General features: G+C 65.8%; 21 protein-coding genes. 2 read left to right on the forward strand and 19 right to left on the reverse strand.

Going from position 1 to position 23,025, the window contains the following annotated elements; all coding sequences use genetic code 11:
• Positions 1–72 precede the first annotated feature (72 nt).
• The 8 genes from CEY08_RS23550 to CEY08_RS23585 form a co-directional block, all read right to left on the reverse strand.
• Positions 73–1,311, reverse strand: a complete 1,239-nt coding sequence (locus tag CEY08_RS23550; protein WP_076816557.1) for a dihydrolipoamide acetyltransferase family protein — start codon at positions 1,309–1,311, stop codon at positions 73–75.
• Between the two features lie 12 nt (positions 1,312–1,323).
• On the reverse strand, positions 1,324–2,025 hold the full coding sequence (locus CEY08_RS23555; RefSeq protein WP_076816559.1) for a GntR family transcriptional regulator: 702 nt from the start codon (positions 2,023–2,025) through the stop codon (positions 1,324–1,326).
• A 6-nt stretch (positions 2,026–2,031) separates the two neighbouring features.
• On the reverse strand, positions 2,032–2,754 hold the full coding sequence (locus CEY08_RS23560) for an SDR family NAD(P)-dependent oxidoreductase (RefSeq protein WP_042796203.1): 723 nt from the start codon (positions 2,752–2,754) through the stop codon (positions 2,032–2,034).
• The gene (locus tag CEY08_RS23565) at positions 2,738–4,948 is read right to left on the reverse strand and encodes an alpha-ketoacid dehydrogenase subunit alpha/beta (RefSeq protein WP_088607811.1); all 2,211 of its coding nucleotides are present in this window, start codon (positions 4,946–4,948) and stop codon (positions 2,738–2,740) included. Before CEY08_RS23565 ends, CEY08_RS23560 begins: the two co-directional genes overlap by 17 nt.
• Before the next feature lie 39 nt (positions 4,949–4,987).
• Positions 4,988–5,761, reverse strand: a complete 774-nt coding sequence (locus tag CEY08_RS23570) for an SDR family NAD(P)-dependent oxidoreductase (RefSeq protein WP_063960218.1) — start codon at positions 5,759–5,761, stop codon at positions 4,988–4,990.
• Positions 5,762–5,932: 171 nt separating this feature from the next.
• A complete protein-coding gene (locus CEY08_RS23575) occupies positions 5,933–8,044 on the reverse strand; it encodes a TonB-dependent receptor domain-containing protein (RefSeq protein WP_232033766.1) in 2,112 nt (703 codons plus the stop codon).
• Between the two features lie 178 nt (positions 8,045–8,222).
• Positions 8,223–9,311 (reverse strand): M14 family metallopeptidase, encoded by a 1,089-nt coding sequence (locus tag CEY08_RS23580; RefSeq protein WP_076816562.1) that lies wholly within the window; start codon positions 9,309–9,311, stop codon positions 8,223–8,225.
• A gap of 2 nt (positions 9,312–9,313) precedes the next feature.
• Positions 9,314–10,651, reverse strand: a complete 1,338-nt coding sequence (locus tag CEY08_RS23585) for an MFS transporter (protein WP_063960217.1) — start codon at positions 10,649–10,651, stop codon at positions 9,314–9,316.
• 179 nt (positions 10,652–10,830) lie between these two features.
• Here CEY08_RS23585 and CEY08_RS23590 point away from each other — a divergent pair, with 179 nt between their 5' ends.
• Both CEY08_RS23590 and CEY08_RS23595 read left to right on the forward strand, forming a co-directional pair.
• Positions 10,831–11,748: a LysR substrate-binding domain-containing protein gene (locus CEY08_RS23590; protein ID WP_076816564.1), complete on the forward strand. Its 918-nt coding sequence runs from the start codon at positions 10,831–10,833 to the stop codon at positions 11,746–11,748.
• A gap of 121 nt (positions 11,749–11,869) precedes the next feature.
• Positions 11,870–12,577 (forward strand): FadR/GntR family transcriptional regulator, encoded by a 708-nt coding sequence (locus CEY08_RS23595; protein ID WP_042796197.1) that lies wholly within the window; start codon positions 11,870–11,872, stop codon positions 12,575–12,577.
• A 10-nt stretch (positions 12,578–12,587) separates the two neighbouring features.
• Here CEY08_RS23595 and otnK read toward each other — a convergent pair whose 3' ends face one another.
• The 11 genes from otnK to CEY08_RS23650 form a co-directional block, all read right to left on the reverse strand.
• Positions 12,588–13,847 (reverse strand): 3-oxo-tetronate kinase, encoded by a 1,260-nt coding sequence (gene otnK, locus CEY08_RS23600; protein ID WP_076816566.1) that lies wholly within the window; start codon positions 13,845–13,847, stop codon positions 12,588–12,590.
• Entirely contained in the window at positions 13,844–14,752 is a 909-nt protein-coding gene (gene ltnD / locus CEY08_RS23605; RefSeq protein ID WP_063641564.1) for an L-threonate dehydrogenase, read from the reverse strand. Before ltnD ends, otnK begins: the two co-directional genes overlap by 4 nt.
• Before the next feature lie 45 nt (positions 14,753–14,797).
• Positions 14,798–15,769: a D-erythronate dehydrogenase gene (denD, locus tag CEY08_RS23610; protein WP_076816569.1), complete on the reverse strand. Its 972-nt coding sequence runs from the start codon at positions 15,767–15,769 to the stop codon at positions 14,798–14,800.
• A 10-nt stretch (positions 15,770–15,779) separates the two neighbouring features.
• The gene (gene otnI / locus CEY08_RS23615; protein ID WP_076816572.1) at positions 15,780–16,565 is read right to left on the reverse strand and encodes a 2-oxo-tetronate isomerase; all 786 of its coding nucleotides are present in this window, start codon (positions 16,563–16,565) and stop codon (positions 15,780–15,782) included.
• Between the two features lie 29 nt (positions 16,566–16,594).
• Positions 16,595–17,917: an MFS transporter gene (locus CEY08_RS23620; RefSeq protein ID WP_042796192.1), complete on the reverse strand. Its 1,323-nt coding sequence runs from the start codon at positions 17,915–17,917 to the stop codon at positions 16,595–16,597.
• A 79-nt stretch (positions 17,918–17,996) separates the two neighbouring features.
• Positions 17,997–18,635 carry a 3-oxo-tetronate 4-phosphate decarboxylase gene (otnC, locus tag CEY08_RS23625; protein WP_076816574.1) on the reverse strand — a complete coding sequence of 213 codons (639 nt, stop codon included), beginning with the start codon at positions 18,633–18,635 and terminating at the stop codon, positions 17,997–17,999.
• 160 nt (positions 18,636–18,795) lie between these two features.
• The gene (locus tag CEY08_RS23630) at positions 18,796–19,929 is read right to left on the reverse strand and encodes a hypothetical protein (RefSeq protein ID WP_076816577.1); all 1,134 of its coding nucleotides are present in this window, start codon (positions 19,927–19,929) and stop codon (positions 18,796–18,798) included.
• Positions 19,930–19,944: 15 nt separating this feature from the next.
• A complete protein-coding gene (locus tag CEY08_RS30025; RefSeq protein WP_063641366.1) occupies positions 19,945–20,283 on the reverse strand; it encodes a DMT family transporter in 339 nt (112 codons plus the stop codon).
• 2 nt (positions 20,284–20,285) lie between these two features.
• Positions 20,286–21,167, reverse strand: coding sequence for a decaprenyl-phosphate phosphoribosyltransferase (locus CEY08_RS23640; RefSeq protein WP_063641367.1), 882 nt, complete (start codon positions 21,165–21,167; stop codon positions 20,286–20,288).
• Positions 21,164–21,787, reverse strand: a complete 624-nt coding sequence (locus CEY08_RS23645; protein WP_076816582.1) for an HAD-IB family hydrolase — start codon at positions 21,785–21,787, stop codon at positions 21,164–21,166. Before CEY08_RS23645 ends, CEY08_RS23640 begins: the two co-directional genes overlap by 4 nt.
• A gap of 145 nt (positions 21,788–21,932) precedes the next feature.
• Positions 21,933–22,910, reverse strand: a complete 978-nt coding sequence (locus CEY08_RS23650; protein ID WP_076816584.1) for a Bug family tripartite tricarboxylate transporter substrate binding protein — start codon at positions 22,908–22,910, stop codon at positions 21,933–21,935.
• Positions 22,911–23,025 lie beyond the last annotated feature (115 nt).

The raw sequence follows: 23,025 nt of genomic DNA on the forward strand, positions 1-23,025 counted from the left end.
CGGTCTGTGTGCCGTTCGCGGTCCACCCTGCGCGCTGATGCCGTGGAAATCGTCCAGGTCCCGCCCAGGACGCTAGAGAATCAATTCGATCGGATTCTCCAGCAATTGCTTTACCGCGCCGAGGAAGCGCGCGCCCAAGGCGCCATCAACTATCCGGTGATCCGCCGACAGCGTCAGGCTCATGACATGGCCCACGCGGATGTCGTCGCCGTCGACTACGGGCTGTCTGACCACGGCGCCCGCGGCCAGGATGACGCTTTGCGGCGGATTGATGATGGCGGCGAACTCGCGCACGCCATGCATGCCCAGGTTCGACAGCGTCAGGCTGCCGCCTTCGTATTGTTCGGGCCGCAGCCGGCCTCGGCGCGCCTGCTCGGCCAGTTGCGCGATCTCGGCGGAGATCTCGCTCAAGGACTTGCGGTCGGCATTGCGCACGATGGGCGTGATAAGCCCGGAATCCAGCGCCACGGCTATGCTCAGGTCCACCTGGGCAAGCCGCGCGATGCCTTCGTCCGTCCATTGCGCATTGATGGCCGGCACCCGTGCCACCGCCCGCGCCACCGCCATCGCCAGCAGGTCGTTCAGGGAATGACGCACGGGCTCCGGCGCGGACTGGCCACGCGCATTGAGCGCGGCGCGGGCGGCCATCATTGCATCCATGCGGCAATCGACCGTCAGGTAGAAGTGCGGCACCTGCTGCTTGGACTGGACCAGGCGGCGCGCAATGGTGGCGCGCATGGGCGTATGCGGCTGCAGCGCGGCGCCGGCAGGAACCGCAACGGCAGGCGCGGACTGCGCGGGCCGCGCGGCCGCGGCGTTCTCGATATCTACCCTGACGATACGGCCATTCGGGCCGCTACCTGCCAGCGCATGCAAGTCCACGCCCAGCGCCCGCGCCAGGCGCCGCGCCGAAGGGCTGGCGAACAGGCGATGCTCGGCGAGGCCGGAGCGGGCGTCGGCAGGCGCGGCGACAGCGGCAACCGGAGCGGGCGCCGCAATGGGCGCGCTGATGGGCGCGCTGACGGGCGCGGCGGCGGGCGGCGGGTTGGCGGGTGGCCGCGCCCCGCCCCCTTTGCGCATCAGCGTCGCAATGACGTCCCCCACCGGCACCTCGGTATCGCCTGCGGGCACGTGGATGCGGTCCAGCACGCCGTCATCCAGGGCTTCCAGTTCTATGACTGCCTTGTCGGTTTCGATCTCGGCCAGGATATCGCCTACCTTGACCGTGTCGCCGGACTGCTTCAACCATTGCAGTATCTTGCCCTGCGTTGTGCCCGCGCCGATGGCGGGCATCACGACCTCGATATCCATGTCTTACTCGCTCTATGTGTTGGCCAGATTGCCTATCTTCTCGATGTACTGGGCAGCGTCCGAAATGTCCGCCACGATCGCCGCGCGCGCGCCTTCGGCGTCGCGGCGTTTCAGTGCATCCAGCAGGGCGGTGTGGTGGCTGAAGGACTCCCAGCTTTCCGACTTGCGGTCCTTGCTGCCCATGCTTAGCGAAAACAGCGGCGCGATCTGCAGCCAGATGTTCTCGATCATGGTCACCAGCAGCGGCATGCCCGCCGCCTCGTACAGCGTGAAATGCAGGTTGCGGTTAGCCTCGATGGTCTTCAAGGTGTCGATCTTGCGCTGATGCCCGAGCTTGTCGAAATCGTCGGCATGGCGCTGGATACGCGCAACCGTCGCATCCGTCATGATCTTGGTGGCTTCGGCCGCAGCAAAGCCCTCCATGCAGCAGCGGATGCGCACGATTTCGCGGAACTTGGTCAAACCCGGCTTGGGCACGCGCAACCCACGGCTGGGCAACATTTCGAGCGCGCCTTCGGCGACCAGCTTGTTGACGGCTTCGCGCACCGGCATAGGGCTGGTATTCAGTACCGAAGCCAGGCCGCGCAACGTGACTTTTTCTCCTGGCGGCACGGCGCCGCTCATCAGAAGCTCGCGGGTCCGCTGGTAGATCTGGTCCGCGACGGTGATGCGTTCCTGCTTGTCGAGCAGGCCTTCCAGTGTGCTGTTGTCCATGTCGTCTCAATTCATGTAGACGCCACCGTTCACGTCCAGGGTGGCGCCGCAGATGTAGCTCGCGCCATCGGAACAGAGAAAGGCGATGGGCAAGGCGATTTCGCGAGGCCGGGCGATGCGCCGCAGCGGAATTCTATTCGCATCGAAAGTCTGCCCCCGGGTCATGCCCGTCTCGGTCGCGCCGGGCGCGACGCTGTTGACGGTAACTCCGGAATCGGCCGCCTTGCGGGCCAGCCATTTGACGAAGGCGTGCGTGCCGCCCTTGGCCGCAACGTAATGCGGGCTGGCGGCCAGCCCGCCCATGCGCGCCGCCACGGAAGACACCAGCACCATGCGGCCGGCGCGCTGCGCGCTCATCTTTGCCAACGCGGCGCGCGTCAAGTGCATCAGCCCCAGCAGGTTGATATCGATGACCTGGTGGAAAACCTCGTCCCAGCCTGTCTCGTTCCAATCGTCCCAGGGGCAATAGCCCGCGTTGGCCACCAATGCATCCAGGCGCGGAATAGCCGCCACGGCGGCCTCGGCCGCGGCCCGGTCGGTCACGTCGAACGCGATGGCGCGTGCCTGCGCGCCGTCGCGTGCCAAACGCTCGGCCAGTTCCTGCGGGGCCTCGCGGTCCGCCAGCACCAGCGAAGCGCCCTGCTCCGCGCACACCTCCGCGGTCGCCTGGCCGATTCCACCAGCCGCGCCCGTTATCAGTATGGTCTTGCCCTCAAGCGCGCGCGGCATGGACGCTCTCCGAACGGGCCGCCGACAGCGCGCTGTCGGCCTGCATTTCCTGGATAAGGGAACGGATGTCGTCCTCGCCTGCCAGCGCGGCGCGCTCCAGCGCCTGCGAAACCACGGGCGGCGCCCAGCGGCCGGTGACGCGCTTGACCGGTTGATCCAGATAATCGAAATAGCGGCGCTGGATCTCATCCGCGATCAGCGCGCCCAGGCTGGCGCCCCGCGTGGTCTGTTCGACAATGGCGACGCGGCCCGTCTTCATGACCGAACGGCCAATAGTGTCGTAATCGATATCGCGTTGCGATAGCGTGCGCAGATCGATGACATCCGCGCGGATGCCCGTCTCGTCCACCATGCGGCAGCATTCTTCCACCATGGTCAGGGTGGTCAGCAGCGTGATCTGGTCACCCTCGCGCACGCGCTTGGCGCGGCCGATCGGGATGTAATAGTCCAGGACCTTGGGCACCGGTGTCTTGCGCTTGTGCAGTTGCTGCGGCTCGATCACCAGCACGGGGTCCTTGCAACGCAGTGCCGAGTTCAGCAGGCCGACGTAGTCGAAGGCGTTGGAAGGCGCCAGGATGCGCCAGCCCGGGAACAGGGCGAATACCCCAGCCGGGTCCATGGAATGCTGCGAGCCGTAGCCTTCGGGCCCGGGGATGCGGGCGCGCAGTACCAGCGGCACTGCAGCCGTGCCATTGAACAGATGGCGGATCTTGCCCGCCTGGTTCAGCAACTGGTCGCCCGCCACCAGGAAGAAGTCGCTGTACATCAGTTCGACCACGGGCTTCAGCCCCGACAGGGCCGCGCCGGTGGCCAGGCCGCAGAATCCGTTTTCGGTAATGGGCGTGTTGACGAGCCGGCCGGCGAACTTCTCGGTCAGCCCGCGCGTGGCGCCGACCGTGCCGCCGCCCATGTTCGCCACGTCCTCGCCGAACACATGGATGCTGTCGTCCTCGGCCATGCGCGCCCCCATGGCCCGGGACATCGCCTCGATATAGGACAGAGGTTCCATGTCCTCGGGCGTATAGTCCTCGGCCTCGGCATAGCGCACGCCCTCGAACTCCGACATGTCGCTATTGAGGTTCTCGTCCACGCTGGCCGCGGCGGGCCACAGGCTGGCCTTTATGCGCGCCGACGAACCGGTGCCTTCGATGCAGGACGCGGCGGCAGCCTCCACGGCGTCGGTCACGGTGGCATCGACAGCCGCGAGTTCGTTCTCGCGCAGGATGCCGCGAGCCTTCAGCTCCTGTTGCAGGAACAGCCAGGGGTCGCGCGCCTTCCAGGCGTTTTCTTCTTCGCGCGTGCGGTAGCCGAACGCGCTGCCTGGAATCGACGAACTCTGGTGATAGTAGCGATAGACCTCGGCCAGGATGAAGGCCGGCCGGCCCGTGCGGGCAATATGCTCATGCGCCCAACGCGTCGCAAGCCAGGTGGCAAAGGGATTCATGCCATCCACCTTGACCCCCGCGATGCCATGGCCCTGGGGCCGCGTCAGCAGCTCGGTTTCGTAGGTGGACTGCTCCACGCTCATGGACACCGCGTACTTGTTGTTCTCCAGGAAGAAGATCATGGGCAGGCTGTAAAGCGCCGCCAGGTTCATCGCTTCATGGGTGGCGCCCTGGTGCACGGCGCCGTCTCCGAAGAACGTCACCATGGTCTTGCCCGAGCCGCGCTGCTTTTCCGCATAGGCATGGCCACAGGCAATCGGGATGCCCCCGGCCACGATGGCGTTGGTGCCCATGATGCCGAGTTCGGCGCGGCGCAAATGCATGGAGCCGCCGCGCCCCCCGGTCCAGCCGTCCTTCAGGCCCAGGATCTCATGCATCATCCCCTGGATTTCCTGGCGCATGCCCAGGGTCAGGCCCGCCGCGGATGGATCCAGGTCCTCGCCGTACAAGGCATTGATGGCCTTGGCGATGCACTGGTGATGGGCGCGATGGGTGCCGTTCATCAGCGTATCCGGCGGCAAGGCCGCGATGCAGCCCGCGGCGGCGCCTTCCTGGCCGATGCTGGAGTGCGCCGGTCCGTGCACCAGGTTCAGCTTGTCCAGCTGCAGGATTTTTTCCTCGAAGCGGCGCGCCGCGAGGAACAGCGTCGTCAGGCGCAGCGCCTCGGCGCGCGTCAGCTGCGCCCAGTCGCTTTCTTCCACCACCAGTTCATGCACGGGCGTCTTCTGCCGGAGTTCCTCGAATCGCATGCCGTTCCCTCGTTGTTCTTTCGGGCCGCCGCTAGGCGTTCAGATGTGCGCCGTCACGCCGCCGTCCACCACCACGCTCGCCCCCGTCATGAAGTCGGACGCGGCGCTGGCCAGGAACAGGGCCGGGCCGACTAGGTCTTCGGGTTCGCCCCAGCGGCCCATCGGCGTGGTGGCGACGACGCGCTCGGCGTGTCCGGGAATGTCCACGCGCGCCTGGCGCGACAAGGCGGTGTCGATCCAGCCCGGCTGGATAACGTTGACGCTGATGCCGTCGGCGGCCCAGGCGCAGGCCAGGGAACGGGTCAATTGCAGTACGCCGCCCTTGCTGGCCGAGTAGGCTGCCGTCATGGCATTGGAGGCCAGCGCCAGGATGGAACCGATATTGATGATCTTGCCCTTGCCGCGCGCCTGCATCTGGGCGTGCACGGCCTGGCACATGTTGAAGCTGCCCTTGAGGTTGATGCCGATGATGCGGTCCCAGACGTCTTCCGCGTACTGCTCTGGCCGCATGCGGGTGTTGACCCCGGCGCAGTTCACCAACACGTCGACCCCGCCGAAGGCCGCCACCGCCTCGGCCACGACCGCCGAGCACGCCGCGCGGTCTTCCACTTGCAGCGCGTAGCTTCCGGTCTTGGCGCCGGATCCGCGCAACTCGGACGCCAGCGCGTCGAGCTTTTCCCCCGCCAGGTCGGTCAGCACCAGCGTCGCGCCCGCCCGGGCATATGCCCGGCTGAGCGCAGCGCCAATACCGCCTGCCGCGCCGGTGATCAAGACAACCTTGCCTTGGAGATCGAAGAGATCGTGTTGGGCCATGCTGCGTCCCCTGAATGCTATTTTTGATATGTGATCACAAATTTGATTCTAGGAACCCGGCCCGGTAGGCGTCAACGGGGAACGTATCGGGGTCTACCCGTAGAACGAAAAAATGGCGGAACGGGATCCACCCGTTCCGCCATGGCGCATTAGCTGCTTGGGATGGATTCGTCAGTAAGTCATGCGCACGCCCAGCAGCACGCTGCGTCCGGGCAGCGGGGCCACCGTGGAGATGAAGGACGCGTGGTTGTATGCCAGCTTGTTCAGCAGGTTGGTGCCGCGCAGGTAGACTTCATAGCCCGTGGCGCCGTACTGGCCGCGATACGCGACCACTGCGTTGACCATGTTGTAGCCGGGCGTGCTGTCCTCGTACGCGGCAATGTCCTTCTGGGCGAACACACGCGCATACTCGACGCCGCCCGACCACTGCTGCCATTTCATGTTGGCGCGCAAGCCGGCGCGCGCCGCCGGAATGCGCGGCAGGTTGCCATCGCCGCCGGTCAGTTTGCCGCGCACGTAGTCGCCAAATACGGCAGCCGAAAACACCGGCGTGAACTGGTGACGCAGCTCGCCTTCCACGCCCGTGAACTCCGCGTCGCGCTGCGAGTATTCGATCAGACGGAAATCCTCGTAGCGGTCCAGCGTGTTGGCGTAGATGTAGTTTTTCACGCGGTTGTGGAACACGCTGGCCGAGAACGTCGTGTCGCCGGCGTGCTTGCGCAAGGTCAGGTCGATGTTGTGCGAAGTCTCGCGGCTCAGGTCCGGATTGCCCAGTTCATACGTGTTGGTAGCCAGGTGCACCCCGTCGGCATACAGCTCCTGCGCGGTGGGCAGGCGCTGCGAGCGCGACAGGGAAAGCGCCACCGAATACTGCGGCGCGAAATCCCAGATGGCCGCGGCCGACAAAGAGGTGCCAGACAGGCTGCTGCGCTGCGCGCCGCCAGTGGGCGAGATGCGCTGCCAGTCCTGACGCGCGCCCAGTTCGAAGCGCCAATCGTTCAGCTGGTATTCCTCGAGCACGAACAGGCCATAGGAGCGCGTCTTGCTGCGCGGCAGGAAAGCTTCTTCGCCATCTGCGCGGAAATCGCTGTAGGCGTTCTGCACGCCCACCACGCCGCGCCAGCCTGCAACTGGCTTGTGCTGCATTTCCACTCGCAGGTCGTAGCCCTTGTTCTTGAAACGGGTGCCCACCTCGCCGCCTTCGATCTCGTCGTGCTGGTAATCCGTCAACCCTCCGCGCACGCGGATTTTTTCGAAGCCCGCGAAAGGATCCTGGTATTCGGCGCGCAGATCGAGGCGGTTGCTGCGCAGCTTAACGTAGGGCACGCCACCGTGTTCGTGATCATGGTCGTGATCGTGCCCCTCTTCTTCGTGATCATGGTCGTGGCCGCCGCAGTGCAGATGGGTGCCGTGGGGATGGCAGCCTTCGTATTCGTGGTTATGCCCAGGCAGCCCGTATTTGCTTTCCAGGTGCGTAAACGCCAGGCCCACGTAGCCGCGCGGCGTAATCCATGACATGCCCACCGAGCCCTGTGACGATTCGCTGTATGAGCCTTCCAGCTTTCCGCCGGGCCAATCCGGCACGTCATAGTCGCTGGTGCGGCGCTTCAGGCCCTCGACGCGTACCGCGAACTGGCCTTCGCCCGCGGTGATGCCTACCGCGCCCGCGCGCTCCTTGGTGCCGGTGGCGCCGCGCAATTCGGCTTCGGCTTCGATGCCTTTTTCGGGTACCGCCGTGGGGATTTTCTTGTCCACGACGTTGACCACACCGCCGATCGCGCCGCCACCGTACAGCAGCGTGGCGGGCCCGCGCAGTACCTCGATGCGCTCGGCCAGCAGCGGTTCCACCGTCACGGCATGGTCAGGAGAAATGCCGGACGCGTCCATTACCTCTGAACCGTCGGACAGCACCTTTACACGGGGCGCCGTCTGGCCGCGGATCACCGGGCGGCTGGCTCCGCCGCCAAAGGTATCGCTATTGACGCCGGGCAGGTTCTTGAGCGTGTCGCCCAGGGTGCCATTGCGCTGCTCGATCAACTCGTCGCCTTCCAGCACCGATGCCGGCAACGTGGTGCTGTTCAGGTCCAACCCCAGCGGATTGGCCGAGACCGTGATGGGAGCCAGCGTCCTGGCTCCAGCGGCATCCGGCGCCGTCTGGGCCTGAGCCGCCGGCGCGGCCAGTATCAGTGCGCAGGCCAAGGGCTTGAGGCCGCCCGTGAAACGTGCCCGCCGACCGCCTCTTGCGCCAATTTCACGCACCCGCCCCTGCTTCTTGCCGTTCATTCTTGCCCTCTTTAAATGTTATATCATTACAAACAAGGAGCAAATGATATAACATTTCAATTGCAAGGCAAGAAAAAGGGCGCCGTTTGGACACTCATCCAACCGACGCCCCATCCGGCTCAGGCAGCCGGCGCCAAGCACGTCCGCCGAAAAGCGCTGCCGCCGTTTTGCTCCGGGCTTATGCTTGCAGCCCGCACAGCGCCTGAAGCACCGCCACCCGGCTTTGTCCCAGCACCATGCCCTGCCAATCTTCCTGGCCGCAATAGAACGCGTCCAGCGTCGCCTGCAGGATCTCGCGCCGCAACGCGTCGCCGGCTTCGGGATGGGCGCGCAGCCAATTGCGCCCGCGCAGCGCGAGAACCACGTCGGCCCACGGCTGGGTGCCGAACTCCAAAGCCATCAGCGTGGGTTCGGAATCGGGGCAGGCCTGGTAAATCAGACCTGCCAGATGGCCGGTGATGTCCACCGAGGCGGAACTGCCCTGGTATGGCACGGCGATATCGGCGCCCCACCAGCGCCGCGCCCGCGCCACCTCGGCCTCGTCGCGGCGGCCCGCATAGATCTTCTCGCCATGGCCCCGCGGTCCCAGGCCGGTGTGCACGTCTATCCAACCGATGCGTGCATAACGGCTGGCATGGGTTTGCAGAATGTCGCGCAGGTTCACGAGCGACGCCGCGGGACGATCACCGCCATAGAACAGGCCGTCGGCATGGGTGTACTGTCCCTGCGAAACGGCCTGGGTCACGGCGGGCAGGCCGTGCTGCTCGATATGGCGCGCGAGATCCTGCCGGTTCTGATCCGTGGGCGGCCATTCTTGCGGCAGCAGCAGGCCATGAACCAGGCCATAGCCGGGGTTGGCCGGCAATGCCTGGCTGCCGAAGGGTTGCGCATTGCGGTTCAGGTCCACGTTGCCTTCATCCGTGCGCGCGACCCACGAAAAACCGTACGGGTTGACGGCGTGCACCAGCAGCAACGCCACGCCCGCGCGCCTCGCCCGCTCCAGCATGGGCGCGTCATCCAGCAGCGCGAGCTGGCAGCCCGAGCCGCAAAAGCCCTCCACGCCGTGCGTGGCCGAGGTCATGATCAGCAGCCGCTCGGCGTTCGCGTCACCGATCAGCGCCACGTCTGTCGCCAGGGGTTCGCCTTCGCTGCCCAGCGGCTCGATCGCGTAAGACTGGACGTGCGCGGCCAAGGGCGCCGCGGCGGACAGGAAGCGGTCGCGGGCCTGCGCGTAGCTGGAGGAGAAATAGCGTGTGATGGACTGCATGCTCATGCCTCGCGGTTGTCGATTTCATGGCCGGTACGGTCCTGGATCCAGAACAGCACCACGGTGGAAAGCGTCACGGTCACCATCAGGTACCAGGCCGGCGCCATCGGATTTCCGGTGACGTGCAGCAGCCAGGTCACGAAAAACTGGGCAAAGCCGCCGAACACGGATATTCCCAGCCCATACACGACCGACATTCCGGTCGTGCGCACCGCCTTCGGAAACAGTTCCGGCAGCATTGTGATGACAGGCGCGGTCTGCAACGCCAGCAGCACCGCCAGCAAGGCAATCACCGTCATCAGGCGCCCGGTGCTGGGCGCGGACACCAGCCATTGGAAGCATGGCAGCAAGGCAGCCACGGTGGCCGCGCGGGACCAGAAGATCACCCGCTTGCGCCCGGCCCGGTCGGCCAGCATGCCGACAAACGGCGCGAGCAGGAAGCCAATGGCGCCCAGCACCACGCTGGCGAACAGGGTGGAAGTGGCAGGCAGACCCAGCTCCTTGTTGGCGTAGGCCGGCATGTAGAACCCGATAATCTGCGCGCACACCATGCCTCCGATTACCAGCAGGATGCCCTTGGCCACTGGCGCCTTGTGTTCGGCAAACACGCGGCGCAGGGGCTGATGGCCAGTCGCGGCCCGCGGATGGTCTGCGGCGGTACGGGAGGGCTGCTCCAGCGTTTCCTCAAGATTACGGCGGATGTAGGCGCCTACGGGCACGGTCAGGATGCCGATGACGAAAGGCACGCGCCAGCCCCAGGCCTGCATCTGCTCCTTGCTCAGCGCCGCGGTCAGCAAGGCCACCGTCAGCGCCCCCAGCATCACACCGAGCGACTGGCTGCCGAACTGCCAGCTGGAGTAGAAGCCGCGCTTCTCGGGCGGCGCGTGCTCGACCAAGAGCGTGGTCGATGCGCCCACTTCCCCGCCTGCTGCAAATCCCTGGATCAACCGCGCCAGCACCATCAGCACCGGCCCCACCACTCCCATTTGCGCGTAGGTCGGCGCAGCCGCGATCAGTGCGCAGCCCAGACCCATCAACCACAGGGTCAGCGTCATGGCCGCGCGCCGTCCGTGGCGGTCCGCATAGGATCCGATCAGCATGCCGCCTACCGGCCGCATCAGGAAGCCGACGCCGAAGGTGGCGGTGGTCAAGAGCAATTGCCCGTAGCCCGAGGCGGCCGGGAAAAACAGCGGCCCGATGACCAGCATCAGGAATGTGAAGACGGTGAAGTCGAAGAACTCCAGCGCGTTGCCGATGGTGGTGCCGGCGATGACCCGCCGGCGCATGGTCGGCGTATGAAGGTCCTGCCGCCCCGGCGCGGCGGCGATAGCGATAGACATTTTTTCCCCTTGATGTCCGTTCCGGTGACGGCCGGTCCGTGAATCCGGACGCTGCGCCTGCCCCGTGGACACGAATATACGGACGACAGACGATAAGGAAAAGACAGCATTTTTGTTCCAGTGCATACTTTTTCTTATACGATGGCGAAAATCGATCCGCCGGATCCGGAGCGCGTCCCATGAACTTGCGCCAATTGCGCGCCTTCGTACTGATGGCCGAACACGGCAGCATCCGCGCTGCAGCACGCGCGCTGTTCGTCACCCAGCCCGCGGCGACGCGCAGCCTGCGCGAGCTGGAACAGAGCGTGGGCGCCGAACTGGTGCGGCGCAGCGCCCGGGGCGTGGAACTGACGAGCTACGGCCAAGCCCTATACAAGCGCGCCATCCTTATCCTGCAGGAAGCGCGCAAGGCGCAGGAAGAGATCGGCCAGATGCGCGATGGCGAAGGCGGCACGCTGAATCTCGCCTTCAGTTCGGCCGCGCTGACGATCCTGCCGGCCGCGCTGGCCGCCTTCCGCGCGCGCATGCCGCGCGTGGCCGTGACATTCAACGAGGTCGCGCCGCCTTATAGCCATGAACAGCTGGAATCGGGCCGCTACGATTTCCTGGTGCAGACGGAGTACGACGGCGACATCGACGACGGCTTCGCGCGCAGCCCGCTCTTCACGCTGCCGCTCGCGGTCGGGGCGCGTGCCGGCCATCCGCTGCGCCGGGCCACCAGCCTGGCCGAACTGCACGATGCCCTGTGGCTGCTGCCCGGCAATATCCAGGCGCCCGCCAACCTGCTGCGGCTGGCCTTCGCTGCCCACAAGCTGCCGGCGCCCCGCGACGTCATCCCCTGCCAATCCATCGCAGTTGCGTTGGCCATCATTGCCGAAAGCGATGCATTGGGCATCTTCGTGCGCAACCTGTTCGACCACAGCCTGCTGCCGCGCGGCCTGCGCATGTTGCCCTTGGCGCACGACCTGCCGGCCGCCCGGGTATCGATCCTGACCCGCGCGGACTCTCCGCCGACACCAGCCGCGCAGTGCTTCATCGATTGCCTGCTGGAAGCGCGTGCAAAATCGGGCGGCAGCGCGCCGCCGACGCCACGCTGATGGCGCCACGGCCTCGGGCCAAGCGCGTGTGTGCCGGGCCACGACGGCTACCGGTTATCATCGACGCTGCTCCTGCCCTGGCCGCCATAGCGGAGGCCGGCCTTTCCTGTCCTCCCCATCAATGGCGTTTCCCCGACTACCCTCCCCGCCCACGCTGACCGATACCGTCGCCAAGCGCCTGCGCGCCGAAATCGACGAAGGTCGAGTGCTGCCCGGCGCCAAGCTTCCGACCGAGAGCGCACTGGCCGAACAATTCGGCGTCAGCCGCACCGTCATCCGCGAAGCGGTCTCGCGGCTGCGCCAAGATGGCGTGGTGGAAGCCCGGCAAGGCAGCGGCGTGTACGTCACCGGCCCCAGTGGCAACCGGGCGCTGCGCATCGACGCGGCCGAACTGTCTACGCTGGACGCCGTGCTGCACATCGTGGACCTGCGCCGCGCGCTGGAAACAGAGATCGCGGCCCAGGCCGCCGCGGTGCGCAAGAAGCAGGACATGGTCGACATCGACGCAGCGCTGGCCGCCATTTCGCAGGCAGTCGAAAACGGCGGCGACGGCGTGAAGGAAGACGTGGCGTTCCACCGCAGCATCGCGCGCGCCACAGGAAATCCCTATTTCATGACGACACTGGCCTTCGTCAGCCAGTTCATGGAAGCGGCCACGCGTGTGACGCGCGGCAATGAGGCCCGCCACGCGAGCCTGATGCGCGACGTGCTGCAGGAACACATCGCCATCGTCGAGGCGATCCGCAAGAAGGACGTGGACGGTGCGCGCGAAGCCGCGCGCATCCACATGGTGAACGCGGCCAAGCGCCTGCGGCAGGCGCACCGCTAGCCGCCGGGCGTCAAGGCGTATTGAACGCCTTGGTGAAGAAATCCCGGACGCCGAAGTTTCCGGACTTCAGCGCGATGCTGACATCGCCCTGCGCCGCCGGCGCGTAGCCCGAGCACCAGGGCACGCCCGGATCGATCTGTTCGCCGATGGCCATCTGTTCCAGTCCCAGCGCCTGCACCACGGCGCCGGAAGTCTCGCCGCCCGCGACGATCAACTGGCGTACGCCGCGTTCGACCAACCCGACTGAAATGCGCGCGATGGCGGCCTCGATCAGCGATCCAGCGCGCTCGACGCCCAGCGCGCCCTGGGCCTGCTTCACCTGATCGGGCTGCGCGGTCGAATAGACCAGCACGGGCCCGTCCAGCATGCGCGACTCGGCCCAGGCCAGCGCCTCGCCCACGACGTCCTCACCCGCCGCCAGGCGCAACGGATCCAGCGCCAATGCCGGGCGTCCGCTTTCGATGAACGCGGCGACCTGCCCGTTGGTGGCCGCGGAGCAACTGCCGGCCACCACCGCCTGCAGCCCCGGGGTTCGTGGCAGGCTCGCGGTCTGGCCGGCGGACAAGCCCCAATTGGCCGGCAGGCCGATGGCCACGCCCGAACCCGCCGTCACCAAAGGCATGCCGCGCAAGGCCGGTCCCAGCACCAGCAGATCCTCGTTGGACACGGCGTCCACGATGGCGATCTCGATGCCCTGGGACGCCAGTTCCTGCATGCGCGCGCGGATCGCGTCGCTGCCGCGCGCGACGACGCTGTAGTCGACCAGCCCGACCTTGCGCGAGGTCTGCGCGGACAGCACCCGGACCAGGTTGGGATCGGTCATGGGCGTCAGCGGGTGGTGCTGCATGCCAGATTCGTTCAGCAACACGTCGCCCGCAAACAGATAGCCCTTGAATACGGTGCGCTTGTTATCCGGAAACGCTGGCGTCGCGATGGTAAAGGCCGTGCCCAGCCGCGACATGAGCGCGTCGGTGACGGGGCCGATGTTGCCTTGCGGCGTGCTGTCGAAGGTGGAGCAATACTTGAAATAGATCTGCTCGGCACCCTGCGCCTGCAGCCATTCCAGCGCCGCCAGCGACTGCGCCACGGCTTCGGCGGCGGGCAAGGTACGGGTTTTCAGTGCCACGACCACCGCGTCCGCGTCCCCGCGCAGCGGCGTTCCAGGCACGCCGATGGTCTGCACGGCGCGCATGCCGGCGCGCACCAGATTGTTGGCCAGGTCGGTGGCGCCGGTGAAATCGTCGGCGATACAGCCCAGTTTGATGCTCATTTCGCCTCCGGCAGGGAAATACCCGGGAAAATCTTGATCACCGCGCTGTCGTCCTCGCGGCCATGCCCGGCCGTGGAGGCCTGCATGAACATCTGATGCGCGGTCGACGCCAGCGGCAGGGGAAACTTGGTATGCCGGGCGGTGTCCAGCACCAGGCCCAGGTCCTTCACGAATATGTCCACCGCCGACAATGGCGTGTAATCACCCGCCAGGACGTGGGCCATGCGGTTTTCGAACATCCAGCTATTGCCCGCGCTGTGCGTGATCACTTCGTACAGCGCATCGGCGTCCACGCCTTCGCGCAGGCCCAGCGCCATGGCTTCCGCCGCGGCCGCGATGTGCACGCCCGCCAGCAACTGGTTGATGATCTTGACCTTGCTGCCCGCGCCCGCGCGGTCACCCAGGCGATAGACCTTGCCGGCCATCGAATCCAGAACGGCGCCGCAGGCCTCGTAGGCGGCCGGCCGGGCCGCGGTCATCATGGTCATCTGACCAGAGGCAGCCTTGGCCGCGCCGCCGGAAATGGGAGCGTCCACATACAGGATGCCCTGCTCCGCCAGCCGCGCTTCCAGCGCGATCGACCAGTTGGGATCCACGGTGGAACACATCACGAATACGGCGCCCGGGCGTAGCGAGGCGGCGATGCCTGCATCGCCGTACAGCACCGCTTCGGTCTGTTCCGCATTGACGACCACGCTGATGACGATGTCGCAGGCGGCGGCCATGTCGGCCAGCGTGGTGCACGCCACCCCGCCCTCAGCGGCAAAGGCGGCGGCGACGCCGGGCCTGATGTCGTAGGCGTGCACCTCGTGGCCAGCGCGGCGCAGGCTTTGCGCAATGCCGGCGCCCATTGCGCCCAGGCCGATGACGCCGACGCGGCGCGGGGTAGTTTGCGGATGGCTCATGGTTACATCGTCCATAGAAAAACTGGGAAGCAGGGCGTCGCGCACTCAGCGCGGCAGGTCGTCGGCGATGTAGGCGCGGATGATCTCGGCGAAGTCGCCGTCACCCTTCAGGCCCAGCCGGGTCGCGCGGGCCGTGTCCCACCGGCCCGGCCAGCTACCCACGATGCGCTCGACGCGTTCGTCCGCCTGCCATGTGATGCGATCGGCGACCTCGTCGCCGGCCACCTCGCGCAAGGCCTGCACCATCTCGGCCACGGTGACGGACACGCCCGGCAGATTGATGGGAGCGCGGTCGGCCACCGCTTGCGCCGGCAGTTCGCAGCCGGCAATCAGTGCTTGGATGGCGCCGCGCGGGGACAGCAGCCACAGGCGCGTGTCAGCGCCGACCGGGCACACCGCGGCCTCGCCGTTGAGGGGCTCGCGGATGATGCCGCTGGCGAACGACGAGGCCGCCGCGTTCGGGCGGCCGGGACGCACGCTGATGGTGGGCAAGCGCAGCACGCGGCCGTCGACGAAGCCGCGGCGCGTGTAGTCGGCCAGCAACAATTCGGCGATCGCCTTTTGCGTGCCATAGGACGACTGGGGATTGAGCGCGGTGTCGTCGCGCACGGTTTCAGGCAAGACGCCGCCGTACACAGCCACCGAGCTGGTGAAAATCACGCGGGGCTTGTGGCCCAGTGCGCGGCAGGTTTCCAGCAACGCCCGCGACGCGTCCAGGTTGATCCGCATGCCCAGGTCGAAGTCCGCCTCGGCCTGGCCGCTGACGATGGCGGCAAGATGGAAGATGGCGCGCGTATCCGTGCCTATGGCTTGCCGCAGCACGGCGGGGTCGGCGATATCGCCCACGATGGAATGCACGCGGGGGTCCGCCAGCGCGTCGGTCTTGGCGACGTCCAGCAGGTCGATCTGTGTAATCGCCTGCGGCGCGCCGTCCAGCGTCAGGGAGCCTTGTTCCAGCAACTTGCGGGCCAGGCGCTGGCCCAGGAATCCGGCGCCGCCGGTGATCAGGATTTTCATGGTGGAATGCTCAGTGATTGGCAAGATAGGGGTGGGCCCAGCCCAGACCCGCGGACGTGCCGGCCCTGGGACGGTACTCGCAGCCGATCCAGCCCGTATAGCCGAGCGCGTCGATGCGCTCGAACAGGTAGGGATAGTTCAGCTCGCCCAGGTCGGGTTCGTGCCGGTCGGGCACCCCAGCGATCTGGATGTGGCCGATGCCGGCGATATCGCGCTGCAGCTTCATCGCGATATCGCCTTCGACGATCTGGCAGTGGTAGATATCGAACTGCACCTTCAGGTTGTCCGCGCCGACCTCGGCGCAGATGGCCTGGGCCTCATCCTGGCGGTTCAGGAAGAAGCCGGGAATGTCGCGCGTGTTGATGGGTTCAATCACGACGGTGACCCCGGCCGACGCCGCCGCGCGCGCAGCCGATGCCAGGTTCTTGAGGTAGACCTCGCGGTGCGCCGAGCGGTCCTGTTCCGGGCGGATCAGGCCCGCCATCACATGCAGCTTGCGGTTGCCGAGCACCGCGGCGTACTCCAGCGCCTGGTCGAAGCCGCGCTCGAATTCGCCTTCACGGCCCGGCAGGGAAGCAATGCCGCGTTCGCCGGCGGACCAATCTCCGGGCGGCGCATTGAACAGGGCCTGCTCCAGGCCACTGCCATCCAGTCGCGACTTGAGCTCGGCGGCGGTGAACTCGTACGGAAACAGAAACTCCACTCCGGTGAAGCCATCCCCTGCCGCCGCCTTGAAGCGGTCCAGGAAGGGGTGCTCGGTGTACATCATGGTGAGGTTGGCGGCCAGGCGTGGCATTGCAATTCCTTGTGAACGAAAACGGCGCGTCAGCGATTGACCAGCTTGGCCGGCGTGAACCAGACCGCGATAGCGCCAACGACCAGCACGCCCGCCAACACGTACATGCCGGACGCGGTGGAACTGGTCAGATCCTTGAGATAGCCGATCATGTAGGGGCTGGCGAAGCCCGCCAGGTTACCTACCGAGTTGACGATGGCGATACCCGCAGCCGCTGCGGTGCCCGACAGGAAGGCCGTCGGCAGCGACCAGAACAGGGGCGCGCAGGTCAGCACGCCAGCGGCCGCCATCGACAGAAAGACCAGCGATACGACGGTGTTGTCGGCGAAGGACGCCGCGACGGAAAATCCCACGGCGCCAAGCAGCGCCGGCACGATCAAGTGCCAGCGGCGCTCGCGGCGCTTGTCGGCGGAATGGCCCAGCAGGTTCATCACGACAATGGCGCAGATGAACGGGATGGCGCTGAGCAGGCCGATGTTGAAGGCGCCGGTGACGCCAGTGGATTTGATCAGGGTAGGCATCCAGAACGTCAGGCCGTACTGGCCCGCGACAAAGGCGAAGTAGATCAGGCACATCCACCACACGCGCTTGTCGGCGAACACCGCGCGCACCGAATGCTTTTGCGTGCCGGTCTGCTTCTGGTCCTGTTCGATTTCCCGGGTCAGTATCTGCTTCTCTTCGGCGGTAAGCCATTTGGCGCTGGCGATGCCGTTGTCCAGGTACATGATGGTCACCACGCCGATGACCAAGGCGGGAATGGCTTCGATCAGGAACATCCATTGCCAGCCCTGCAGGCCGTGCGTGCCATGAAACGCTTCCATGATCCAGCCGGACAGCGGATTGCCGAAAATCCCGGCCACGGGGATGGCTGACATGAACAGCGCGATGATCTTGGCGCGGCGATGAGCCGGATACCAGTAGGTCAGGTACAGGATCACGCCCGGATAGAAGCCGGCTTCGGCCAGGCCCAGCAGAAAACGCAGGATGTAGAAGCCGGTGGGCGTTTCGACGAACATGAAGAGACCCGACAGAATCCCCCACGTAATCATGATGCGGGCGATCCAGATGCGCGCGCCCAGCTTGTGCATGAACAGGTTGCTGGGCACTTCGAAGAGGAAGTAACCGATGAAGAAAACACCGGCGCCCAGGCCGAACACGGTTTCGCTGAAGCCCAGATCTTGCGACATCTGCAGCTTGGCAAAGCCGACATTCACCCGATCGAGGTAGGCGATCACGTAGCAAAGCATGAGAAACGGCACGAGCCGCCAGAACACTTTGGCGTAGGCCCGCGCGGTTTCGCGGGAATCTGCCTGCTTCGGCGGCACGGGCTGCGCGCCGAGCGTGGTTTCCATCGGGGGCATGCAAGTCTCCAAGAGGATGCGCCTTTCCAGTCCGCAGGCAGGCGGCGGGAGGGCTTTCTGAATAAATGGATCAGTAACGCGCGCCGAAGACGGCACGCAATTCTTCGATGGCTTCGGGCCCGAGCGGCTCGGGGCGGGGATCGCTCATCAGCCACAGCCGCGCGGTTTCTTCCAGTTCTTCGAGCGCATAAGAGGCATGCGACACCGAGCGCTCCCACACAACGGGCCCCAGTCGTTCGAACAGCGCGCCGCGCACCTGCGCCGCCACGGCGGCCACCTCGGCCGCGGCTTGCGCGTCTCCTGGGCGGCGATAGCCGATCAGCGGAATCCGGCCCACCTTCATGACCTGGTATGGGGTGATGGGCGGCAGTACCTCGTCCTGTCGCCACACGCCCGCCAGCGTCAGCGCGACCAGGTGGGTGGAATGCGTATGGACCACGCCGCGCGACTCGGGGCTGGCGCGATAGATGCCCTGGTGCAGCACCAGGGTCTTGGAGGGCTTGGCGCCAGACACCCAGTTGCCGGCCAGATCGACCTTGGCCAAGTCAGCGGGATCCAGGCGCCCGAGGCAGGCGTCCGTTGGCGTGATCAGCCAGCCGTCGTCCAGCCTGGCGCTGATGTTGCCGGCCGCGCCGACCGTGTAGCCACGGTTGTACAAGCTGGCGCCGACGGTGCAGATTTCTTCGCGGATGCGGGATTCGTCAGTCATGGAAAGCCCCTGGAAGGCAGGGGCGGACTTGCGGTACAGACGGCTGCGGGGCCAGCATGATGACGTGTCTCTTGAGTTCAAGTTATCGGGTCATCATACAAATTTGAGGTGCACAGGAACATAGGGTAAACCCGTTATTCGTGTAACAAGAATGAAGCGTTCAGGCGGTGTCGCGCTCTGGCCGACACGCGGCTGCCGGGCGTATCCAGGCCATCGTGGCCAGCGCCAGCAAGCCCAGCAGCGAGGGATACAGCATGCTGAGGTTGCGCATTTCGCCTGGCGAGCAAAACAGCAGGAACAACGGGAGGTTGATGGATAAGGCCAGCAATGCATGCCGGCGCATGGTTCGCGGCAGGCGCGCCCAGCCGCAGACGGCAATACCCGTGCATGCCAGCAGGCTGACGATTCCGAAGCCGCGCGGCAGCAGCACGCCGTAGGTGCTCTCCGTACGCAGCCAATTGCCCGGGTCGACGTAGAAGCGCAAGTTGTCCCACAACTGGAAGTCGACCGTCGAACCCGGATTCCCCGCAAACCGCATGCGCAGGGCCAGATAGACGCAACCGCACACGAAGACCAGCCCCGCCACCAGCGCCGTCGCCTGCGTGCGCGAGAGATTGCGCCGCAGCAACGGATACAGGGCGGGCGCAAAGAAGAAAAACGCCTCTTTATTCCAGGTGGCCACGCCCGCCAATAGCAGCAGGGCGATCAGCCGCAGCGGCCTGCCTGGGGACGCGCCCATTGCCAGCAGCATGGCGCTCATCATGAAGAGCAACTCAAAGAAGTCGTAGAAATAGCCCCCTTCGGTCAGGAAGAACGGCAGCATCAGCGCGACTGCGGCCGGCGCGAGCGTCGCGGCCACCGCGTCCGCCCCCACCGCCAGGCATACCCGCCGCATAACGAACAGTGCTGCCAGGAGCGCGAAGAACGTCAGGTAGTAAACGAGGTGATAGCGCAAGGTAAAGGCCGGCACCAGCGCTTCGGACGCTGGGTAACGCATCGCCAGCCCCGAACGGCTATTCAGCCTGCGAGGTTCCGCCAGGCGCTCGGAAAGGCGCGCAACGGTAGCCGGCGGCAGCAAGTTCTGGATGCCATTGGCTATTGCGGGCACAAACTGCCGATACACGTACGGACGATGCGCCGTTCCCTCCACCATCTGCGACAAGCCGAATGACGGGTGCCCATCGCCCAGTCTCCACTTTGTGTAGAAGCCATTGATGACAGCGGCCGCAATGACGACGTAGGCACAGGATAATAGAAACCCGCGGTAGGCCGGACTATCGAAAAACTGTTTCATGGAATGCCCTGGCGCCTATTTCGACATCAGGAAGACGCCGACGGCGATGCAGAACGCGCCCGCCATGCGCATTACGGAAATGGACTCGGCACCGGACAGAAGGCCGTAGCCAAACACGCCAACGATGGCGCATGCGACCATCAGCGGGTAGGCCTGGGTCAGGTCCAGCTGGCGCAGCGCGAGCGCGTAGAAGCCAAAACCCAGGCCATAGGCGCCGACGGCCATCACGTAAGGCAATGTCTGCGCCAGGAGCGAAGCCGACGCCGCCCTTGAGGATCCCGACCCCGCCACCTTGAGCGCCGCGCTCGCGGCCACGCTGCAGGCCCCGCTGAGAATCAGCCACAGATATGCCACCGTCAGGTTCCCACGAGCAAGAGCACCACCACTGCCCAGGCCGCGACCGCGATGCGTATCTGGTTGTCGGCCAGCAGGTCGCGGCCCGGCTCCTCGCCCGAGCCGCCGTTGTACAGCAGATGCAGGTAGCGGAAGACGCCAAACGTCACGATCGGGAGGGTAAGGACGAAATGCGCGGTGCCATGCAACGCCGCGGTCTCGGGGTCGACCGAATACAGGCCGTAAGTGAGCAGGCTGGCGCTGGCCGTGATGGCCACCAGATTGTCCAGCAGTTGCGGGCTGTAATGGCGCAGCACGATACGCGTGCTGCCCTGCATGGCGAGGGCGCCACCTGGCAACGCGACGATTTCCGCGCGCCGCTTGGCGAAGCCCAGGAACAAGGTCAGCATGAAACTGCACAAGAGCATCCAACGGGACGGCGTGATGCCTACCGCATAGGTGCCACAGGCCAGCCGCAGCATGAAGCCGGCGGCGATACAGAACACGTCGACCAGCACCTTGTGCTTCAGGCGCAGCGTGTAGGCGATGTTCAAAAGCAGATAGGCGGCCACCGCCAGCGCCACTGGCCATTGCCCGCAAGCCAGCGGCAGTCCCAACGCCGCGCCTGCCAACACCGCGATCAAGGCGCGCGCGGTCGGCAGCCCGACCTGCCCGCTGGCGATGGGGCGATGACGCTTCGTCGGATGGGCGGCGTCGGCGGCGCAATCGTGATAGTCGTTCAACGCATAAATCGCGCTGGAGGCCAGGCAGAATGCCACGAATCCCAGGCCGACACCGAATACCAGTTCGGAGTCCGTCCACCCGTGGCCAAAAATCAATCCCATCAGCACGAAGGCGTTCTTCAGCCATTGCTGCGGACGCAGCAGCGCAAGGACGGCGCTCATGGCTTGACCGCCTGGCCGCGATACCAGGCGTGCTGGGCGGCATCGATCATCCATTGGTCGCCGCGGCTGTCACCATAGGCGTACAGCTCATACCGTTCCGGGGGGCCGAAGCGCTCGATCAGGCGGCGCATCTTTTCGGCCCCCCAGCAATTCGGTCCGTCGAAGTCGCCCGAGAGCCTCCCCTTTTCGTCCACTGCCATCCGGGTGCAGATCAGGTCATCGAAGCACAGATGCCGCGAGACCGCTTCCAGGTAGATGTCCGGCGAGGCGCTCACCAGGACGCAATGGTCGCCACGCTGCTGATGCCAGCGCAGCCGCTCCACCAGCGCGCGGCGCAATGGAATGGCGGGCACCCATGCGCGCGCGATGCGAGCCAGTTCGGAATGCGAGCGGCCCTTGAGGGCACGTCGGCAAAGCGCCGCCTTGGCCTCCTCATTGCTGCGCATGCGCAGCACAAACCCGGCCAGCGCGGGCGCGGCGCACAGTAGCGCCGCAAGCAGCCTGCCCCACGAAAGATGGGCCAGGAAGGGAATGAGGGTGTCGCGATGGGTTAGGGTGCCGTCGAAGTCGAAGGCCGCGATGACATCTGCAGGAACGGGAAACTGGGATGGGGAGGGCATACTGCTTTGGCTGCGCAAGCCGGTCGCGCTGGACTGAGCAGACTATGCCAGGAAAGCATAGACATCCGGCAAGCAGGGCACGCTTTATCGGACGCACGCCCATCTTGCAGACTGAAAGCCAGCCCTATCCCATTTGTGCCGGCGGTCAGTTGACCGTAATGCCGGCCTCCTTAATCAACGTGGCAAAGCGCGGCACATCGCGAGCAATGAGCGCCTGAAAGGCGGCGGCCCCCTGCTCCTTTTCTCCGGGCGCCTGGGCGGCGAGCTTGCCCAGCGACTCGCGCACGCCCGGATTTTTCAGCGCCGCCGCCAACGCCTGCTCCAGTCGGGCAACCACCTCGGGCGGAGTAGCGGCGGGCGCTGCAATGCCGTTCCATACGCTCATGTTGAAGTCGGGCACGCCCGCCTCCGCAAAGGTGGGCACGTCGGGAATCTGAGGCAACCGGCTCGCGCTGGCCACCGCCAGGGCGGTAACGCGCTTGCCCTCGTGGATAGGAATCATCGTGACCGTCTGGTCGATAACGGCATCAACCGTGCCGGCCATCAGGTCGCTGATCGCGGGTCCCGCGCCCCGGTATGGGATCTGCATGCCTTGCGTTCCGGTGACGTGCAGGAAGTAGGCCGCCGCGATGTGGCTGGTCGAGCCCGAACCAGCATTGCCGAAGTTCACGTCCTTGCCTTGCTTGCGCAAGCGCTCGACGAAATCGGACAGCTTGGTAATGCCGCTGGCCTTGCTGACGGAAAGCACCATGGGCACGGTGGCCACCAGTCCGATCGCGGTCATATCGCGGCGCGGGTCGAACTTGCTGGCGGGGTAGAGCGACGGCGCAATTGCCAGCGACCCCATATTGCCGAAAGTGATGGTGTAGCCATCCGGCGCGGCGCGCACGACGCGCTGGTTGCCAATCATGGTGCCTCCTCCGCCCTGGTTTTCGACCACGACGGGCTGTCCCAGATTCTCGCCCATGGCCTGCGCCACAATGCGAGCGAGGCCGTCCGTGGAACCGCCGGGCGCATAGGGCACCACCATTGAGATGGCGCGGGCGGGGTAGGTCTGCGCACCCGCCAGGGCGCTGAACACGAACAGGCAGGCGCCAGCGGACGCCAGTAAGGTCTTTCTCATGGTTTTGCTCCTCGGTTTTCATTTGCGCCGGCAACAGCCGGCCCTCCGCCTTGTTCCGGCGGATACTTGTGCTTCGTTGGCATGGGAGCGGCACGGGCGTATCGCCCGGCCGCGG

Source organism: Achromobacter insolitus (assembly GCF_002209555.1).
In the GTDB taxonomy this organism is placed as follows: Bacteria; Pseudomonadota; Gammaproteobacteria; order Burkholderiales; family Burkholderiaceae_B; genus Achromobacter; species Achromobacter insolitus.